Source organism: Maritimimonas sp. 2304DJ26-3 (assembly GCF_056591635.1).
Genome location: NZ_JBWQOK010000001.1, coordinates 18,241 through 36,476, shown reverse-complemented (window position 1 = coordinate 36,476; position 18,236 = coordinate 18,241). Strand labels below are relative to the sequence as shown.

Annotated in this window: 17 protein-coding genes; 11 read left to right on the top strand and 6 right to left on the bottom strand. The window is 32.4% G+C overall.

Annotated elements, in window-relative coordinates; translation table 11 throughout:
• Positions 1–99: 99 nt before the first annotated feature.
• The 7 genes from AC1EUV_RS00150 to AC1EUV_RS00120 are packed head-to-tail and all read left to right on the top strand — an operon-like array spanning position 100 to position 7,070.
• Entirely contained in the window at positions 100–360 is a 261-nt protein-coding gene (locus AC1EUV_RS00150) for a DUF4834 family protein (protein WP_480196627.1), read from the top strand.
• Between the two features lie 9 nt (positions 361–369).
• Complete coding sequence (locus tag AC1EUV_RS00145) at positions 370–2,802, top strand: YfhO family protein (protein ID WP_480196626.1); 2,433 nt, start codon at positions 370–372, stop codon at positions 2,800–2,802.
• On the top strand, positions 2,786–3,295 hold the full coding sequence (locus tag AC1EUV_RS00140; protein WP_480196625.1) for a methyltransferase domain-containing protein: 510 nt from the start codon (positions 2,786–2,788) through the stop codon (positions 3,293–3,295). The genes AC1EUV_RS00145 and AC1EUV_RS00140 overlap by 17 nt, the downstream gene beginning before the upstream one ends.
• A gap of 3 nt (positions 3,296–3,298) precedes the next feature.
• Positions 3,299–4,489 (top strand): glycosyltransferase family 4 protein, encoded by a 1,191-nt coding sequence (locus AC1EUV_RS00135; protein ID WP_480196624.1) that lies wholly within the window; start codon positions 3,299–3,301, stop codon positions 4,487–4,489.
• Positions 4,486–5,763, top strand: coding sequence for a glycosyltransferase family 4 protein (locus tag AC1EUV_RS00130; RefSeq protein WP_480196623.1), 1,278 nt, complete (start codon positions 4,486–4,488; stop codon positions 5,761–5,763). The genes AC1EUV_RS00135 and AC1EUV_RS00130 overlap by 4 nt, the downstream gene beginning before the upstream one ends.
• Complete coding sequence (wecB, locus tag AC1EUV_RS00125) at positions 5,760–6,836, top strand: non-hydrolyzing UDP-N-acetylglucosamine 2-epimerase (protein WP_480196622.1); 1,077 nt, start codon at positions 5,760–5,762, stop codon at positions 6,834–6,836. Before AC1EUV_RS00130 ends, wecB begins: the two co-directional genes overlap by 4 nt.
• A 6-nt stretch (positions 6,837–6,842) precedes the next feature.
• Positions 6,843–7,070: a hypothetical protein gene (locus AC1EUV_RS00120; RefSeq protein WP_480196621.1), complete on the top strand. Its 228-nt coding sequence runs from the start codon at positions 6,843–6,845 to the stop codon at positions 7,068–7,070.
• A gap of 48 nt (positions 7,071–7,118) precedes the next feature.
• On the opposite strand, the gene AC1EUV_RS00115 is transcribed toward AC1EUV_RS00120, so the two are convergent.
• From AC1EUV_RS00115 to AC1EUV_RS00105, 3 genes are all read right to left on the bottom strand, one after another.
• Positions 7,119–7,646, bottom strand: coding sequence for a hypothetical protein (locus AC1EUV_RS00115; protein ID WP_480196620.1), 528 nt, complete (start codon positions 7,644–7,646; stop codon positions 7,119–7,121).
• Positions 7,647–7,651: 5 nt separating this feature from the next.
• Positions 7,652–8,557, bottom strand: a complete 906-nt coding sequence (locus tag AC1EUV_RS00110) for an OmpA family protein (RefSeq protein WP_480196619.1) — start codon at positions 8,555–8,557, stop codon at positions 7,652–7,654.
• A 124-nt stretch (positions 8,558–8,681) separates the two neighbouring features.
• Positions 8,682–10,886 carry an endonuclease MutS2 gene (locus AC1EUV_RS00105; RefSeq protein ID WP_480196618.1) on the bottom strand — a complete coding sequence of 735 codons (2,205 nt, stop codon included), beginning with the start codon at positions 10,884–10,886 and terminating at the stop codon, positions 8,682–8,684.
• Between the two features lie 49 nt (positions 10,887–10,935).
• Here AC1EUV_RS00105 and AC1EUV_RS00100 point away from each other — a divergent pair, with 49 nt between their 5' ends.
• Positions 10,936–11,601: a uracil-DNA glycosylase gene (locus AC1EUV_RS00100; protein ID WP_480196617.1), complete on the top strand. Its 666-nt coding sequence runs from the start codon at positions 10,936–10,938 to the stop codon at positions 11,599–11,601.
• A gap of 149 nt (positions 11,602–11,750) precedes the next feature.
• Here AC1EUV_RS00100 and AC1EUV_RS00095 read toward each other — a convergent pair whose 3' ends face one another.
• On the bottom strand, positions 11,751–12,644 hold the full coding sequence (locus AC1EUV_RS00095; RefSeq protein ID WP_480196616.1) for a tetratricopeptide repeat protein: 894 nt from the start codon (positions 12,642–12,644) through the stop codon (positions 11,751–11,753).
• A 136-nt stretch (positions 12,645–12,780) separates the two neighbouring features.
• Between AC1EUV_RS00095 and AC1EUV_RS00090 the strand changes: the two genes are divergently transcribed.
• A complete protein-coding gene (locus AC1EUV_RS00090; protein WP_480196615.1) occupies positions 12,781–13,776 on the top strand; it encodes a glycosyltransferase family 2 protein in 996 nt (331 codons plus the stop codon).
• A 52-nt stretch (positions 13,777–13,828) separates the two neighbouring features.
• A complete protein-coding gene (locus AC1EUV_RS00085) occupies positions 13,829–15,187 on the top strand; it encodes a pyridoxal-phosphate dependent enzyme (protein WP_480196614.1) in 1,359 nt (452 codons plus the stop codon).
• Positions 15,188–15,192: 5 nt separating this feature from the next.
• On the opposite strand, the gene AC1EUV_RS00080 is transcribed toward AC1EUV_RS00085, so the two are convergent.
• Complete coding sequence (locus AC1EUV_RS00080) at positions 15,193–15,930, bottom strand: hypothetical protein (RefSeq protein ID WP_480196613.1); 738 nt, start codon at positions 15,928–15,930, stop codon at positions 15,193–15,195.
• Between the two features lie 132 nt (positions 15,931–16,062).
• On the opposite strand from AC1EUV_RS00080, the gene AC1EUV_RS00075 reads away from it, so the two are divergent.
• Complete coding sequence (locus AC1EUV_RS00075) at positions 16,063–17,358, top strand: M20/M25/M40 family metallo-hydrolase (RefSeq protein ID WP_480196612.1); 1,296 nt, start codon at positions 16,063–16,065, stop codon at positions 17,356–17,358.
• Here the strand turns inward: AC1EUV_RS00075 and AC1EUV_RS00070 are convergent.
• On the bottom strand, positions 17,348–18,202 hold the full coding sequence (locus AC1EUV_RS00070) for a peroxiredoxin family protein (RefSeq protein ID WP_480196611.1): 855 nt from the start codon (positions 18,200–18,202) through the stop codon (positions 17,348–17,350). The genes AC1EUV_RS00075 and AC1EUV_RS00070 overlap by 11 nt on opposite strands.
• Positions 18,203–18,236 lie beyond the last annotated feature (34 nt).

The following is an 18,236-nucleotide window of genomic DNA, read 5'->3' as shown; positions in this document are numbered from 1 at the left end:
TTTAAATTCTAAAGATTTTATCTATATACTAACGTTTAAGTTGCTCTCAAATTGTTACTTTTGGCATAATATTTAAAATTTAAGAAAGAAGTAGTGTAGATGGGTTTATTAAGGACTTTACTAATCATATTATTAGTCTATTACGGATTTAAGATCTTGTCAAGATTTTTGTTTCCATTTATAATGAAAAGATTTGTAAATAATGTAGAAAAGAAATTTAAAGAGCAGCAAGGTCAATATCAGCCAAATCAGCCTAAAGCTAAGGTTGGGGAGACTGTAATAGATAAAACACCCAGATCAACACAAAAAAGTAATAATAAGGTTGGAGAATATGTTGATTTTGAAGAAGTCGAAGAGTAAATAATTTTAATGAAAGATTTAGGAACCAAACTACTTCCGTATGTTATAGCTATTCTTGTTTTTATAATAGCTTCTTTAGTCTATTTTTCACCAGTTTTAGAAGGAAAGAAATTATTTCAAAGTGATATTGCCCAGTTTAGGGGAATGTCTAAAGAAATAGCAGATTTTCGTAAGGAAAATGATAAAGAACCTTACTGGACAAACAGAGCATTCGGAGGTATGCCATCTTACCAATTAAGTGCGTATTATCCCCATAACTATATTAAAAAGGCTGACCTTTTATTACGATTTTTACCTAGACCAGCTGATTATCTATTTCTTTATTTTTTAGGTTTTTTTATTCTATTATCCGTGCTAAAAATAGACTGGAAACTTGCAATTTTAGGTTCTTTAGCCTTTGGCTTTTCTACCTATTTGATCATTATTTTTGGAGCTGGACATAATGCTAAAGCACATGCCATTGCTTATATGCCAGTTGTGTTGGCCGGAATTATTGCAACTTTTCAAAAGCGATATCTCTTTGGGTTTGTTCTTACTGCATTAGGAATGGCATTTGAAATAAATGCCAACCATCCTCAAATGACTTATTATTTGCTGTGGATGGTTATTATATTTGGAATTGTTTACCTGTTAGATGCTCTCAAGGAAAAAACACTTCCAGAATTTTTTAAAAAGATTGGGCTACTTGCTTTTGCAGTTGCTATTGCTGTAGGATTAAATTCTACAAACTTATTGGCAACAAAAGATTATGCTAGTCATAGCACACGTAGTAAAAGTGAATTGACAATAAAACCAGATGGAACTCCAAAAGATGAGGTTACAAGCGGATTGTCTAGAGATTATATTACGCAATATAGTTATGGTATTACAGAAACATTCAATTTATTGATCCCAAGATTTTATGGAGGAGGCGTTAGAGAAAATTTAGGAAAAGATTCTAAAACCTATGAATTTTTGCGAAATAAAATCGGGAGAGGGCAAGCTAAGGATTTTTCAGAAAATTTTCCTGGTTATTGGGGTAAACAACCTATAGTAGAGGCTCCAGCTTATATAGGGGCTGTCTTAATCTTCTTGTTTGTTTTAGGATTGTTTTTAGTTAAGGGTAAATTAAAGAAATGGCTATTAGTAGCGGTTGTATTTTCAATACTGTTAAGCTGGGGTAAGAATTTTTCGATTTTAACAAACTTCTTTATAGATTATATTCCATTATATAATAAGTTTAGAGCAGTTTCATCTATTCAAGTAGTGGCTGAATTGGCAATTCCATTGTTAGCCATAATAACTTTACATAGATTTTTTAATTCAGATAGCAATAAGGAAGATAAGCAAAGGTATTTAAAGTATGCTTTGTATAGTGTTGGCGGAATAACACTAATGTTTACCTTAGTAGGAACTAGTTTATTTAGTTTCGAGAGTTTAAGAGATGCTAGTTTAGATCAACAATTGCCTGGTTTTGGAGAAGTTTTAGCCTCTGAGCGCAAATCAATTTTCTTTAAGGATAGCCTACGTTCGTTAATTCTGATTTTACTTTCTGTAAGTGTTTTATGGGCATTCCTAAATGAAAAAATTAAAAAGAATACTGCCATAGGCATATTAGGGTTTTTAATCTTATTTGATTTAGTAGGAGTAGACAAACGCTACGTGAACAAAGACGATTTTGTAGCTAAAGGTAAGGAAGAAAAACCATTTCAAGCCTCAGCTGTCGATACAGAAATTTTAAAAGATAAGTCATACTACCGTGTCGCAAATTTTGGAGTAAATCCTATTAATGACGGAAGCACATCTTACTTTCATAATTCTATAGGCGGTTATCATGCAGCTAAGCCAAGACGTTATGAAGAATTGTTTGAATATCAGATAGCTAAAAATAATGTTGAAGTGATAAATATGCTCAATACAAAATACATTATTTTTCCTAATCAACAGGGTAAACCACAATTTCAACAAAACCCAGATGCTAACGGTAATGTCTGGTTTGTTAATAAAGTTGAGTTTGTTGATTCGCCCGATGAAGAAATAAAAGCTCTAGACAGTTTAAAAACGAAAGAAAAAGCGGTTGTTAATTCTGAGTTTAAGAGTTTAGTTAGTAATAATAACTTTTTAAAAGATTCTACGGCTACCATCATCTTGAGTGATTATAAAGCAAATCAGTTAACGTACCAAACTAATACAAGCTCTGATCAATTGGCTGTATTCTCCGACATGTATTATAAAAATGGGTGGAATGCTTATATAGATGGCAAGCTCACTCCTCATTTTAGAGTGAATTATGTATTGAGAGCCTTAGAAATTCCTGCTGGTAAACATGAGGTAATATTTAAATTTGAACCAAGCATTATTAGAAAAGGTAATACTATTACATTAGCATCTTATGCTTTATTGTTTTTAGTTCCTTTAGGATGGTTTTTCATTGAAAGAAAGAAGAATGAGTCACCACAATAAACGCTACAATCGTACCATAGCATTTTTACAAAAAGTACTTCCGGCTCCAGCTACTATTTTAGATCTTGGTACGAGAAATGAATTTAGTGAAATCATGGAGCAACATGGGTATACCGTTTTTAATACTGAAGGTGAGGATCTAGATGTATTGCCAGATGTGGTAAAAAAACACAAAGTAGATGCCATAACTGCATTTGAAATTTTTGAACATTTAATTGCCCCTTTCAACGTATTAAAGGCTATGGAGTCTACCAAATTAATAGCTACAATTCCGTTAAATCTGTGGTTTGCCAAAGCCTATAGATCTAAAACAGAAGAATGGGATCGTCATTATCATGAATTTGAGGATTGGCAATTCGATTGGTTACTCGAAAAATCTGGTTGGCAGATTAAAGAATTTCAAAAATGGACAAGCCCAGTTAAAAAAATTGGGTTCCGACCAATATTGAGAAGATTCACACCAAGATATTATGCCATTTATGCAGAAAGGTAGACTATGCGAATAGGAATGATTTTAGATAAGGCTTTTCCACCCGATCCTAGGGTAGAAAATGAGGCAATTTCTTTAATCAAGGCTGGGCATCAAGTTTTTCTTTTTTGTTTAAAGTATCATAAAGAAACAAGTGACGAGGTCATCCAAGGTATTTATATTAAACGTTATAAATCAAATCAATTAGAATATAAATTATCAGCTTTAGCTTATACTTTTTCACTTTATACAAATATGATGTCTAGAAAAATAAAACATTTTCTAGCCAGAAATACCATCGAGGCAATACACATACATGACATAAGAATTGCAGAAGCAACTTTTAAAGCCAATAAAAGACTAAACATACCTACTGTTTTAGATTTACATGACAATATGCCCGAGATCATGAAATTCTACCCTCATCTGCAAAAATTTCCAGGCAACTATTTAATTTCTCCACAAAAATGGAAGGAGAAAGAGGAAGAATTTATTAATAAAGCAGACAAAATTGTGACTGTTTCTAACGAGTTTAAAGATGAGATTGTCAATAGAATAGCTGTTTCTAAAAATAAAATAGAAGTTGTGCCAAATACGGTTCAAGAATCTTTTTATACTAAGTTTGTATTGAATAATACAATTGTTTCTAGATACAAAGACCATTTTGTAGTATTATATTTAGGAGATACCGGATTACGAAGAGGTTTGCAAACGGCCATAGAAGGAATTTCTTTTTTAAAAGATAAAATACCAACTATTAAGCTCGTAATTGTAGGCAAGAATACAACAGATTCTGTTCTAAAAAATCAAGTTAAAGAGTTTGGCGTTGAGAATTATGTAGACTTTCAAGGGTGGCAAGATGTTGAATTGTTTCCATCATATATTATGGTAAGCTCAGTTTGTATTTCTCCATTGAACAGAAATATTCAACACGATGTTGCCTATGCAAATAAACTGTTTCAATATATGAGTTTTTCAAAACCTTTATTGGTTAGTAACGCAACGGCTCAAAAAAATCTAGTTGAAAAAGTTCAAAGTGGATTGGTTCACAAAGAAAAAGATGCGCAAGATTTTGCTGAAAAAATAATAATACTTTATAACGATAAAGACCTTGCAACTAAATTAGCTGCAAATGGTAAGTCTTTTATAAAGAATGAATTCAATTGGAGCAAAACATCATCAAAACTTATAGATTTGTATAATAATTTGGTAAGTTGAAGGCATTAATCATTACATATTATTGGCCACCGGCTGGAGGTTCTGGCGTACAACGTTGGTTGAAATTTGTCAAGTACCTTCGTGATTATGGTATTGAACCAGTTGTCTATACCGTTGAAAATCCTAAATACCCAATTTTAGACGAATCATTGACTGACGATATTCCTGATGACATAGAAGTGATTAGACATCCTATTTGGGAGCCCAATAATTTGTTTTCTTTTTTTGGGAGCAATAAGAAAAAGATCAGTGCAGGGTTTTTAGATGAAAACCCTTCTTTTTTTGGAAAGCTAGCACAATACATAAGAGCAAATTATTTTATACCAGATGCTCGTAAGTTTTGGATAAAACCTTCGGTACAAGTTTTATTAAAATACCTAAAAGATAATTCAGTTGATGTTGTAATAAGTACTGGCCCACCACATAGTTTGCACTTAATAGGCTTAAGATTAAAAGAAGAACTAAATGTAAAATGGATTGCCGACTTTCGCGATCCATGGACGGAGATCGATTATTTTCATCAGCTACCATTGACTAAAAAATCTATCAAAAAGCACAATCAACTAGAGCAAGAAGTTCTGAAAAAATCTGATGCCGTTTTGGTTGTTGGTAAAACAATGGCGAAAAATTATAAGAAGTTTAATAGCAATGTAAAAGTTATTACTAATGGGTATGATTCATTAATTTCGGATAAAAAAATCGTGCTAGATTCTAAATTTTCTTTAGTGCATATTGGTATGATGAATGCTGATAGAAATCATAAAATACTTTGGCGAGCATTGCAAGAATTAAGTGAAGAAAATATTGGTTTTAAGAATGATCTGCAACTCAAATTTATTGGTAAACTGGCGGGCGAAGTTCATCAATCCTTAAGAGAATATGGCTTAATTGATAATTCAAAAGTAATAGATTATTTACCGCATGATGAGGTTTTAAATTATCAAAGATCGGCCCAAGTATTATTATTGTCAGTAAACAATGTACCGAGGGCTAAAGTAATAATTACAGGTAAAATATTCGAGTATTTACAAGCTAAAAGACCTATTTTAGCTATTGCACCTACTAATGGTGATTTAGCCGAAATATTGGGCAATACAAATGCCGGAATTGTGATTAGTTTTGATGACAAGAAAAAACTTAAGACTGAAATATTAAGTCATTATAAAAAGTATAGGAGTACGGAGTTAAAAACCGCCCCCAAAAACATAGAGCAATATCATAGAAAAGAATTAACTAGCCAATTGGCCGATATAATAAAAGAAATTATTAAATGAAAAAAGTTGTAACTATATTAGGAGCACGTCCACAATTGATTAAAGCTGCAGTATTAAGCCGTATCATAACTGAAAATAATCAGTTAGAAGAGATTATTGTACATACAGGTCAACATTATGATACTAATATGAGTTCGGTATTTTTTAACGAAATGCAAATACCTGAACCAGCTTATAATTTAGGAATTAGTGGTTTGAATCATGGTGCTATGATTGGGCAAATGCTTGAAAAAACTGAACAGGTACTTATGAAAGAAGAACCCGATGCAGTTATTGTTTATGGCGATACCAATTCAACAATTGCAGGAGCGTTAGCTGCAAGAAAATTAAATATAAAAATAGTGCATATTGAGGCTGGTTTACGTTCTTTTAATATGGAAATGCCAGAAGAAAGCAATAGAGTAGTGACAGATAGAATTTCAGATTTACTATTGTGTCCTACTAATTCATCTATTCAAAATCTTGATAAAGAAGGTTTTAAAAATCTTAATGCCAAAGTTGTTAGATGTGGAGATATTATGAAAGATGCCGTTGAGTATTATGGGCAAATCTCCTCAAAAAAATCGTCAATAATTAATGATTTGGGCTTATCTAATTTTATATTGGCAACAATTCATAGGCAAGAGAATACAGATAACATTGAAAAACTTAGTTCTATTTTTAAAGGATTAGAAGAAATTAATAAAAAGGTACAGGTGATTCTACCATTGCACCCTAGAACCAAGAAAATACTAAAATCACATAACATACAGCCAGATGTTATGATGATTGACCCGGTTGGATATTTTGATATGTTGGAGCTATTAAAACAATGTGAAATGGTTGTAACAGATAGCGGTGGTTTGCAGAAGGAGGCTTTTTTTAATAAAAAGCATTGCATTATTGCAAGAGAAGAAACAGAATGGGTTGAATTAGTCGAAAATGATTTTGCTAAAATTGTTGGTAGTGATCAAAAAGAAATAATATCTGCTTTTCAATATTTTAGAATTGCAAAATCTGATTTTTCCATTGACTTATATGGAACCAATGTAGGAGAAAAAATATATAAAGAAATACTCTTATTATTAAATTAAGAAAGAATGAATTTACCAAAATTTTTATTAGGTGACAATACTGATTATCCTGACGATATTTTTATACTGCATACAGAATACCCTCAATTTGTGATTAATTTAAAGGATGACGAGATTGAATGGTTCGAGGATGTACGAGGTGATAATGAAACGGCATTAACTAATGAAGTTAATGATTTGATTGAGCAAGCATCTCAATTTTATGATAGAGAAATGAAACGATATTCAGAATAAAGAACCTCAAAATTACTTTTGAGGTTTCTTACCTTCTTCTTATTGTTTTTAACGACCGCCTTTCAGTTCATCTTGCCATTTTTTAAGCTCCTCCCATTTGCCATCAGCAGCTAAGCGAGCTTGGTCTGGCCACGTTCCTGGATTGTGAATTCGATATCTTGGACCAGCATTGTTTAATATCTCTCGTAACTTATCTACAGATGTCTGCGAAAGTTGTCTAAAGCTCCATATACCATCATCATTTATTAATCCTTTTATCTTTGGACCAATCCCTTCCACTTTAGTGAGGTCATCTTTAATAGAATCATCCATTTTTGCGACTCCATCAACAAAGCTAGAAGAAATGACTTCGTTTTCATCGTAACTTGTTGCGCTTACTTTTCTTGCTTTAATGGTAGTATTTTGCTCGTGTTCTAAATTTCGATATTTCGTTTTCCATTCTTCAATTTCATCCTGGCATTTATTTTTATACCACCAACGCCAAAAAAACCATCCAATTAAAAAGGCGCCTAGCATCCATAAAAACAATTCTACTAAATGTGCTGTGTTTTGATTTGAAAATATTGATAAGGTCATGGTTATTATTTTACGGTTATTACTATTCTTCTATTTTTAGCTCTTCCTTCTTCTGTTCTGTTCGTTGCCACAGGCTCAGTTTCGCCTTTAGATATTGCCTCAATCTTATTGGAGGAAACTCCCTGAGAAACAAGATAATTTTTTACATTATTGGCTCTGTCTAAACCCCACTGTTGATTATTTACACCAACACTATCTGTATGGCCAGTAACCAGTACTTTTCTATTAGGGTATTTTTGTAGATAATTTTTAAGCTCAAGTGTATAAGCTCTTAATGTTCTATCTGGCTTAAATTCCGCTACAGCAAAATCTGAATACAATGTTTTATTTGCAATACCAGCTTCTATTTCAGTAGCACGCTCTTGACTAATGTTTTGAAAGAGGATTGAAACGCCATCATAATAGTTTCCGTTATCATCGTAACTAAATTCAGATAATACAGCACGAGGTACAATTCTGTCAGGATTTATCCCTGCTTTTACAAGTATGTTTTTTAAGAACTTAACCCTAGAATTACCTAAATGAATACCTTTAGTATCATCAACTTCAGAAGCTAAATGTTTTACTGATAGTAGAAGTTCTTTCCCTTGATTGGCATTTAAATAATTGTAGATAGAATCCTTAAAACCAAGAAGATTATTGGGGATATCAATATTTCCGTTTAAAGAATTAATTGAGAATCCTTTTGGGAAACTAAAAATTGAACTTCCATCTGCAGCCATAATTGAAAAAGTAGCTTTAGGAATTTCATTAAGATCTTTTGTTTTGTCTTTGGTTGTTGAGTGTTCTTCTAATTGATTATGGGCTGTGGCACATTCACCGCAAATACTATTACTAATATATTGGTGAAAAAGTAGTGCGAAAACTGCCCACAATAAAAAAACTACAAAAGCTAGCCATAATTTTTTCATGGTAGGGGATTTGGTTAATTAGTTATAAATATAAAGAAAAAAGCATTCAATTCATAGATCGATGAATTAGCATTTTTCATCTATAATATTAAGACACAAAACATTAGAAAAAGTCACTAGAACTTTAAAGCTTCTTAGCTGCTTCTACCAATTCTAGTTTGTCAAGAGAAGTTTTAGTGGTAAAGAGTCCGTAGTTAATGATGGCTTGATTTTTTTCAATCTTTTCGATAGTACCAACCGATCTGCTATCTATCAAACGAACGCGGTCATTCAGTTTGTATATATGGCTTGATTTTTCTTTTGCAATTTTTTTAGCTACTACTTCTTTTTTTACACGTACCTTTTTAACTTCGGTAAGCACTTCCTTTTTTACTTCTTGTAATTTCTTTTCTTTAATTTTTTCTACAACCTTAGCTTTCTTTTTTTCTGACTTTGTTTTTGTTTTGTTCTTTTTTTGATGTTTAGATTTTTCTATAGTTACCCATTTCATCAAATCAGCCAAAAATTGCTTTTTATTATTGGTCTGAAAGTATTTATTTGTTAGTTCATTAAATTTTCTGCCTGAGACCAACATCTTTTGATTGTTGTCATATAATTCTTGAAAGTTCTCTAGTTTTTCCTGAATTTTTTGCTCCTTGTCGGATAGATTTTCGGTATGTTCTTTAGCTTTTGATTCGGCTTTTTCTAAGCTTTCTGAAGTCTTTCTTAGCTTATTTCGTTCTTGCTGTAGCTTGGAGATGGTTTTGTCTAAACGAATTTTTTCACGTTCTACTTTTTTCTTCGCACGATTGATTAAGCTAAACGGAATACCGTTTTTTTGTGCAACTTCAAATGTAAAAGAACTTCCGGCTTGACCTGTATAAAGTTTGAATAAGGGCTCCAAGGTCTTTTCATCAAATTGCATATTTGCATTGGTTACATTTTCAAGTTCATCCGCAAGTACTTTTAGATTTGCATAGTGTGTTGTTATGATGCCATATGCACCTTTTTGGTAAAACTCTTCTAAGAAAATTTCTGCTAAAGCACCACCTAAATCTGGATCACTACCTGTACCGAACTCATCGATTAAAAACAGTGTATTTGCATTACATTTTTTTAAGAAATTACGCATGTTTTTTAAGCGATAACTATACGTGCTTAATTGATTTTCAATAGACTGATTATCACCAATATCGGTAAGTATTGTATCGAAGAAATAGACTTCGCTACGCTCATGAACTGGTATTAAAATACCACTCTGCATCATTACTTGAAGTAGACCAATTGTTTTGAGTGTAATACTTTTTCCACCTGCATTTGGTCCAGATATTACTATAATCTGTTGCTCATTGTTTAATTCTAATGTTTGTGGTATTGTTTCAATCTGTTGCTCACGATTACTTTTTAGTAAAATGGGATGATATGCATCCCTCAGATATATCTTTTTTGCATTAGAAATAGTTGGTAAAATTCCATTGATAGATTGAGCATACTTGGCTTTTGCTGCAACCAAATCTAATTGTGTAAGAAATGTTTGATAATCGTTTAATAGTGAAATAAATGGGCGAATATCATTGGTCAATTTTTTTAATATTCTAACTACTTCTTCCTGCTCTTCGTGAATTAAATTTTGAAGTTCTCTGTTTAGTTTTGAGGTTGATTCTGGTACAATAAAGACAATGCTTCCTGTCTTAGAGGTTCCTAAAATTGAACCTTTTACTTTTCGTCTGTGCATGGCTTGTACAGCCAAAACCCGTTGATTTTCAATAACCGACTCTCTAATATCGTCTAAGTAACCAGCTTTTGTATTTTTACTTAAAGCACCAGAAAAACTCGAACCAATTTTACCACGAACAGTACCAATTTCTTTACGAATACTTTTTAATTGCTCAGATGCTTTGTTGTCAACTTCACCAAAATTATTGATGATTTTTCTAATGGTAGTGGTCAATTTAGAAGTTAGTTCAATTTCAGCAGATTGGTTGTAAAGCGTAGGGTAGTATTCGTTGAATTTTTTTAAGAATTTTAATAAAATATTTACAGTTTCAGAAATAGCTGCAATTCTCAAAAAAGCTTCAGCTTCTAAAAAACTATTTTCAATGCCTAGTAAATGTATCTCTCTGGTAACTTCTTCGAAATGATGATTAGGTAGTTTGTTTTCATTTTCAAAAGAACTCAGATATTCGTTTACCTGTTGTAATTCATCTAGTAATTTGAGTTTAGCAGAGATTGGTTTTATATCTTGAACAGCTTGTCGCCCTAAATCAGAAATGCAGAACTCACTTATACTACCTATAACAGTATAAAACTCAAGATCATTCAATGTTTTTTGGATGATTTTACTACTCAAAACAGTATTTTTACAAACGAACTGCAAAGTAACTATTTTTACGAGTATTATGGATGTTAAGATTGCCGAAAGTTGGAAACCTATTTTACAAAACGAGTTTGATAAACCTTACTTTAAATCGTTAACAGACTTTGTAAAAAACGAATATAGAAGTCACACTTGCTACCCAAAGGGAAATCAGATTTTTTCGGCGTTTGATCATTGTTCTTTTAATGATCTAAAAGTGGTAATTATTGGACAAGACCCATATCATGGGGTAGGGCAGGCACACGGTTTGTGCTTTTCCGTAAATGATGGTATTGCACATCCGCCATCGTTAATTAATATTTTTAAAGAGTTAGAAACCGATTTAGATTTAGCCGTGCCGTCAAGCGGAAATTTAGAACGTTGGGCAAAACAAGGCGTATTATTATTAAATGCTACACTAACTGTACGAGCGCAACAAGCAGGTTCGCATCAAAATAAAGGATGGGAGCAATTTACCGACGCAGTAATTGCAAAGGTTTCTGAGCAAAAAGAAAATATAGTTTTCTTGTTGTGGGGTGGTTATGCTAAGAAAAAAGGTGCTAAAATAGATATTACTAAACATCATGTATTAACCTCTGGTCACCCATCACCATTAAGTGCTAATCGAGGCTATTGGTTTGGCAATAAACATTTTTCGAAGACGAATAACTTTTTAGAAAACAAAAATTTAGAAAAAATAGATTGGTGATTTTTTAGTTTCGCTTATCGGTTGGGCTATGAGTAGTTGCGTGGTTTAGCACTTAACTTTGTAAGTACACACCAAACTGAAAATCCGAGAGGATTTTCAGAAGTAAGCGAGAACAAGCAATTACTTATAGCCATTGTTAGCACCAGTTTTTATTGTTTTAATTCAGTTATCTGTTGTTTGGCATACTCTTTTGCCTTTTCATCTCCAAATTCAGCTGTTTTTTCATAATATTCAATTGCTTTTTTCTTATCACCTTTCAGTTTATAACCTTGTGCAATGTTTCCAAGAACAATATAATCTTTTGGATTTATTTTTTCAGCACGTAAAAGAGGTTCAATTCCTTTGTCATATTCTCCGGTCAATAAATACGTAATTGATAAATTAGATAAACTCTCTATGTGGTTTGGATAAAATTCTAAAACCTTATTAGCAATTTCTCGCATATTTTTTAATAAGTCATCATTTCCAGTATTGTATAATTGTAACTGATAGGCCTGAATATCTAATAGAAACTCTTTTTCTCCTTTATTAATTTTTTCATTATTAGTCCAATCCCAATTATTTTTGTTTGTAGCAGAATATTCAATTGTCTTTAGAATTTCTGATGTGAAATTTTCCCAATCAGGAATTTGCCCCAATGCATATATTTTACCAAATCTCATATCAAGTCGATTTGGGTAAAGTTTAATTCCTTCGTCAATTTTTTCAAGTCCTTTTTTAAATTCAGTTTGTTTATAGAGAATTCGACTTCCTAAAAATCCAGCGTTTTGATTTAAACTATCTTTTAATACAAGACTTTCTCCATTTGGTTGGTCAGTTGTCAAGGCAAGTACTTCTTGGCGAGATTTTATAAAATGATAATTGAAGTAGCTTGTAAACAGTTCAGCATCTTTTGGGGTTTCAGATTGCCATTTTTTCAAAATTTTTAATTGATTTATTGTATCATTTGTTTCACAATATTTTTGAAATTCTGATTGATAATCTTGACTAAATCCGATTTGTGAAATTAAAATCACAATTAAAGTTCCAAGTATTCTTTTCATTCTTTTTTTAAATTGGTGCTAACGTTAAGCTAATGTGAGTTTTAAATTCATTTTAGCGATTGATAAGCGAAGTTATCCGAAAAGAAGTTAAGAATCAAACTAAATTTCTATTTTTGATCTGCTAACAAATTATCGAGTGCAGTTAAACTATTCTATTATTATTCCTGTGTATAATCGCCCTCAAGAGCTAGAGGAGCTATTGGATAGTTTAACTAGACAAACTTTTAAGGAAGAATTTGAAGTGGTGGTTGTAGAAGATGGTTCTACTGTTATCTCAAAAAAAGTAGTTGAGTCATTTATAGATAAACTAAATATTCAATATTTTTTTAAGGAGAATAGCGGCCCAGGTTTAAGCAGAAATTATGGCATGCAAAAAGCTTCCGGTAATTATTTTATCATTTTAGATTCAGATATTTTATTACCTGAAAACTATTTAGCTGAAGTTGATAAAGCTTTGCAAGCGAACTTTACCGATGCTTTTGGCGGAGCAGATGCTTCGCATTCGTCGTTTACCATTTTACAAAAAGCGATTAGTTATTCCATGACTTCTGTTTTAACTACCGGAGGAATTCGTGGTAATAAAAATCTTAAGAAGTTTCAACCACGTAGCTTTAATATGGGGCTGTCAAAGGCGGCGTTTGAAAAGATTGAAGGATTCGGCAAGCAACATTTTGGTGAAGACATCGATCTAACTTTTAGATTGTGGCAAAACGGATTTGAATCACAATTCATCGAAAAAGCATTTGTGTATCACAAACGTCGAAATACTTTACAAAGCTTTTTTAAACAAACCTTTAATTTTGGCGCCGCACGACCGATTTTAAACAAACAACATCCTAGTACGGCAAAGCCGACTTATTGGTTCCCAAGTTTGTTTTTGCTTGGTCTATTATTTTCTGTGGTTGCTTTTTATTTAGACTATAAATGGTTTTTCTATTTCTATGGCATTTACCTTCTATTTATTTTCTTAGACAGTGCTATTAAGAGTAAAAATCCTTTTGTCGGCTTAACAAGTATTTTTACTACACTTACACAGTTTTTAGGGTATGGTTTGGGCTTTTTGCGGTCGGCCTTCCGCGTAAGCGTACTTCAAAAACCTATTGAAAAAGCGTTTCCAAGAATGTTTAGCTAGCACATCAATTTGTGCATAGTATTCGTTATTTTTGCGCTGACAAATTATGAGCATGAAATACGCAAAAAATATATTAGAAACCATAGGTAATACACCATTGGTACAGTTGAATTCTGTAACTAAAGAAGTTGATGCCTTGGTACTAGCAAAGGTAGAAACTACAAACCCTGGTAACTCGGTAAAAGATAGAATGGCGCTAAAAATGGTAGAAGATGCCGAAGCTGACGGGCGCTTAAAACCAGGAGGAACCATTATAGAAGGAACTTCGGGTAATACAGGTATGGGTTTAGCTTTAGCAGCCATTATAAAAGGTTATAACTGTATTTTTGTAACTACCGACAAGCAATCTAAAGAAAAGGTAGATGTGTTAAAAGCTGTGGGTGCCGATGTGATTGTTTGCCCTACCGATGTAGCGCCTGATGACGAACGAAGTTATTATTCAGTATCGAAACGTTTGGGTGAAGAAACTCCTAATTCTTGGTATGTAAATCAATATGATAATCCGAGCAATGCTATTGCGCATTATGAGCAAACTGGTCCAGAAATTTGGGAACAAACAGATGGAAAAATCACACATTTTGTGGTTGGAGTTGGTACAGGTGGTACTATTTCTGGTGTTGGTAAATACTTAAAAGAACAGAACCCAAATATTAAAATATGGGGAGTTGATACTTATGGTTCGGTATTTAAGAAATATCATGAAACAGGTATTTTTGATGAGAATGAAATATATCCTTACATAACAGAAGGTATAGGCGAAGATATATTACCAAAGAATGTAGATTTTGATATCATAGATGGATTTACCAAAGTAACTGATAAAGATGCAGCAGTTTATACACGAAGAATAGCGAAAGAAGAAGGAATTTTTGTTGGGAACTCTGCAGGATCCGCTATAAAAGGATTAGTTCAGTTAAAAGATGAATTTAAGAAAGATGATGTCGTGGTTGTATTATTTCATGACCACGGTAGTCGCTATGTTGGTAAAATGTTCAATGATGACTGGATGCGAGAGCGAGGATTTTTAGATGAAGAAGTAACCTTGGCAATCGATCTAATTAAAGGCCATATAGACAAACCCCTAGTAACGGTAAAAACAGAAGAATTAGCAGGTCATGCAATAGATAGAATGCGACAGTTTAATATTTCGCAAATGCCAGTTGAAGACACTAATGGTATTGTTGGTTCGGTTGATGAAAGTGATTTGTTTAGACTGTACTTTGAAGATAAAAATATAGCTGAAAAGCCTATAAAAGATATTATGAAAGCGCCATTTCCTATAGTGGCTAAGAATACTTCTGTTGAGCAAATCTCTAAATTGATTAACAGAGAAAATGAAGCTGTTTTAGTAGATTTAGGTAATGGAGATCATCATATTATAACCAAACACGATGTGATAAATGTAATCTAAAAATTTTAGTACTCATTATAAATTCTATCTAGCGTTTCGTTTTCAACATTGACAATAAAATCTATTAGCTGTTGCTGATTTTCTTTTGTTAGTTTTTCGAATAAAGTATTGCCTTCTTTGATGAGCTCGTAACCAATTTCTAACCCTTTAATTTCTTTTTGCGAATATAAATTAGGTTTGTTTTTCATCTTAGCAACTAAGAAAGTAACAATTTCAATGATTTTTTTTACTTGAGTTTTATCATGAAAAATTTGGAATAATGACTTGGTGCCATCTATAAATTGATCAATATCTTTTCGAGGTAATTTTTTAATAAAGGAGTAAATATCTCCTTCATTATAAGGAGGCTGTTTTTTAGATTTTATTGCCTGCTCAACAATTAGTTTTTCAAACTTATTAGCATCTCTAAAAGATTGCAGTGCTTTAATACCTGAGTTTAATATTTTTGGTAAATGCCTACCATGTTTAAATAGTAATCTGGTTGAATCTATTAAGATTTGCAATAATTTACCTGGACTTTTTATATAATTATCTAAGCTTTCAAAAGCATCGTTTAGCTCTTTCCTCTTTTCGAGGTCAGGATAAATATGTGTCAAAAAATAATTTCTAATGTCGGTTACCTGAGCTTGATCGATAGTGTCTGGAAGGTTATAATTGGTAACCAAGTTTTTATATTTATACCGATTTGAAAGAATTTCTCGGTATGCATTAATAATTCCGTCTAAGGCGTTTTTTTCTGACATTAAACTTTATCTAACTATTAGTTATACGTAATGCAAATATGGTCAATTGAGTAGATTTTAAAGAAAATTTAGTCAATTAAAATTTGTAATTTAACATCGTATTTATAATTAAATAAGACATAACTAACCAATATGAAATTCAAGGCACTTCTTTTAACTTGTTGTTTATTGACTCTAACTGCTCAAAGTCAAAAACTAAATAGAACTGAAAAAAAGATTTTAAAAACTGTTTCCGCTAATAATGCTGAAGCCATTGACTTTTTAAAAAAAGTGGTTAATATTAATAGTGGCACTATGAATCATAAAGGGGTTAAAAAAGTCGGGATGGTTTTTAAAGATGCATTTAGTGATTTAGGCTTTAAAACTACTTGGGTCGATCTTTCTGAGGTTAATCGTTCGGGTCACTTGTTTGCTGAAACTCAACCAAAGAAAACTAAAGGAAAGCGTGTTTTGTTAATAGGTCATTTAGATACTGTTTTTGAGGAAGACAGCCCTTTTCAAGAATTTAAAATGGTGAACGATAGTATTGCGCATGCTCCTGGAGGGAATGATATGAAAGGCGGTGATGTTATTATGTTATATGCTTTAAAAGCCTTAGCGGACAACGGATTATTAGAAAACGCACAAGTAATTGCTGCTTATACAGGGGATGAAGAAAGTACGGGTAAGCCACTAACTATTAGTAGAAAAGATTTGATTGATGCTGCAAAGCGTAGTGATATTGCCTTGGGTTTTGAAAATTCTACAGGTTTCAATAATGCCACAGTTGCAAGAAGAGGTTCTTCTGGTTGGAAAGTAGAAGTTACTGGTAAAAGAGCCCATTCATCAGGAATTTTTAATGAGCGCATTGGTGCGGGTGCTATTTTTGAAATGTCTAGAATTTTAAATGAATTTTATAAAAATGTTAGAGGAGAGAAATTGTTAACATTTAACCCTGGGCTTATTCTTGGAGGAACAAAATTGAATTTTGACGAAGCGCTTAGTAAAGGTGATGCCTTTGGTAAAAGTAATGTTGTTGCTCAAACTGCAGTTGTAGATGGCGGACTTCGCTTTATATCTGAAGAACAGAAGGAAAGAGCACGAACTAAAATGCGTGAAATAGTTGCTAATAATTTACCACAAACTTCTGCGAAAGTAAGTTTTATAGATAGTTATCCTGCCATGCAACCTACAGAAGGTAACAAAGCACTTTTAGAAGTGCTGAATCAGGTAAGTGTAGATTTAAAACAAGGTGGAGTTGAAGGCTACGATCCTGGAAAGAGGGGAGCAGCTGATGTTTCTTTTGTAGCGAAATATGTATCATGTTTAGATGGTTTGGGTACAATGGGTAATAGAGCACATACGCCAGAAGAAACTGTGAATCTTAACACTATCGAAGATTTAACAAAAAGAGCTGCTGTTTTAATTTATAGATTAATTAATCAATAAGTGTATCTAGAACCTTTATAAAAGTTTCTGGTTCTGGTCGAACCCTATAATTATCAGTTTGATCTAAGAATATTATTTTCCCTTCTTTATCGGTAATTATTACTGTTGGTAAAACGGTGTCAGAATCATAACCGAGTGTTTGAAAACCAAATGGTAATCCATTTTTATGAAATACCTCCAGTTCTTTAGCAACTTTACCTTTGGTATCAACAAGAAAATGAAAAGACACAAGGTTTTTCTTAGCCAATGACCTTGTATTTGAATGAGGCTGGGGGCTTATTAGAGCAACTTGAACGCCTCTTTTTTCTAATTCTCTATATTGTCCAGATATTTCTTTTATTTGTGCCATACAGAGTGGACACCAATTGCCACGATAAAAAAGGAAAATGGTTGGTGAGCCTATAAATGTTTCAGATGAAACCTTATTTTTATACACATCTTCTAATATAAAAGTAGGTAGAAGCTTATTTATTTTTAAAACAGTGTTTACCCTATTTCCTAGATTAGAATACCATTTTAGATAAATTATCCAACCAATAATTAAAATTGTAAAAAAGAGAAAGTTAATTATAGGGGTTTTTTCGATAAAACCGCCTAAAACTAGACTGATTAAAAACCCAGAAAATATTGTCGCCGTAAAACCTTTTAAAATAGGACTAGTTCTTGCTCTCGGTTTAATAAATAATCCTGCAAAGAAGGCTATAACAGTTAATGAAGCAATTAATTGACCCAAATATTTAAAGCTAAACCCTTTATTAAATAGAGATGCTCCTGAGGTAATGAAAACATAAACCGCAAATGCCGGAAAAAAGGATATAAAAAAAGATTTGGCAATATTCTGCATAAATTATTAGTAGTCAATTAGATACCTAAATTAC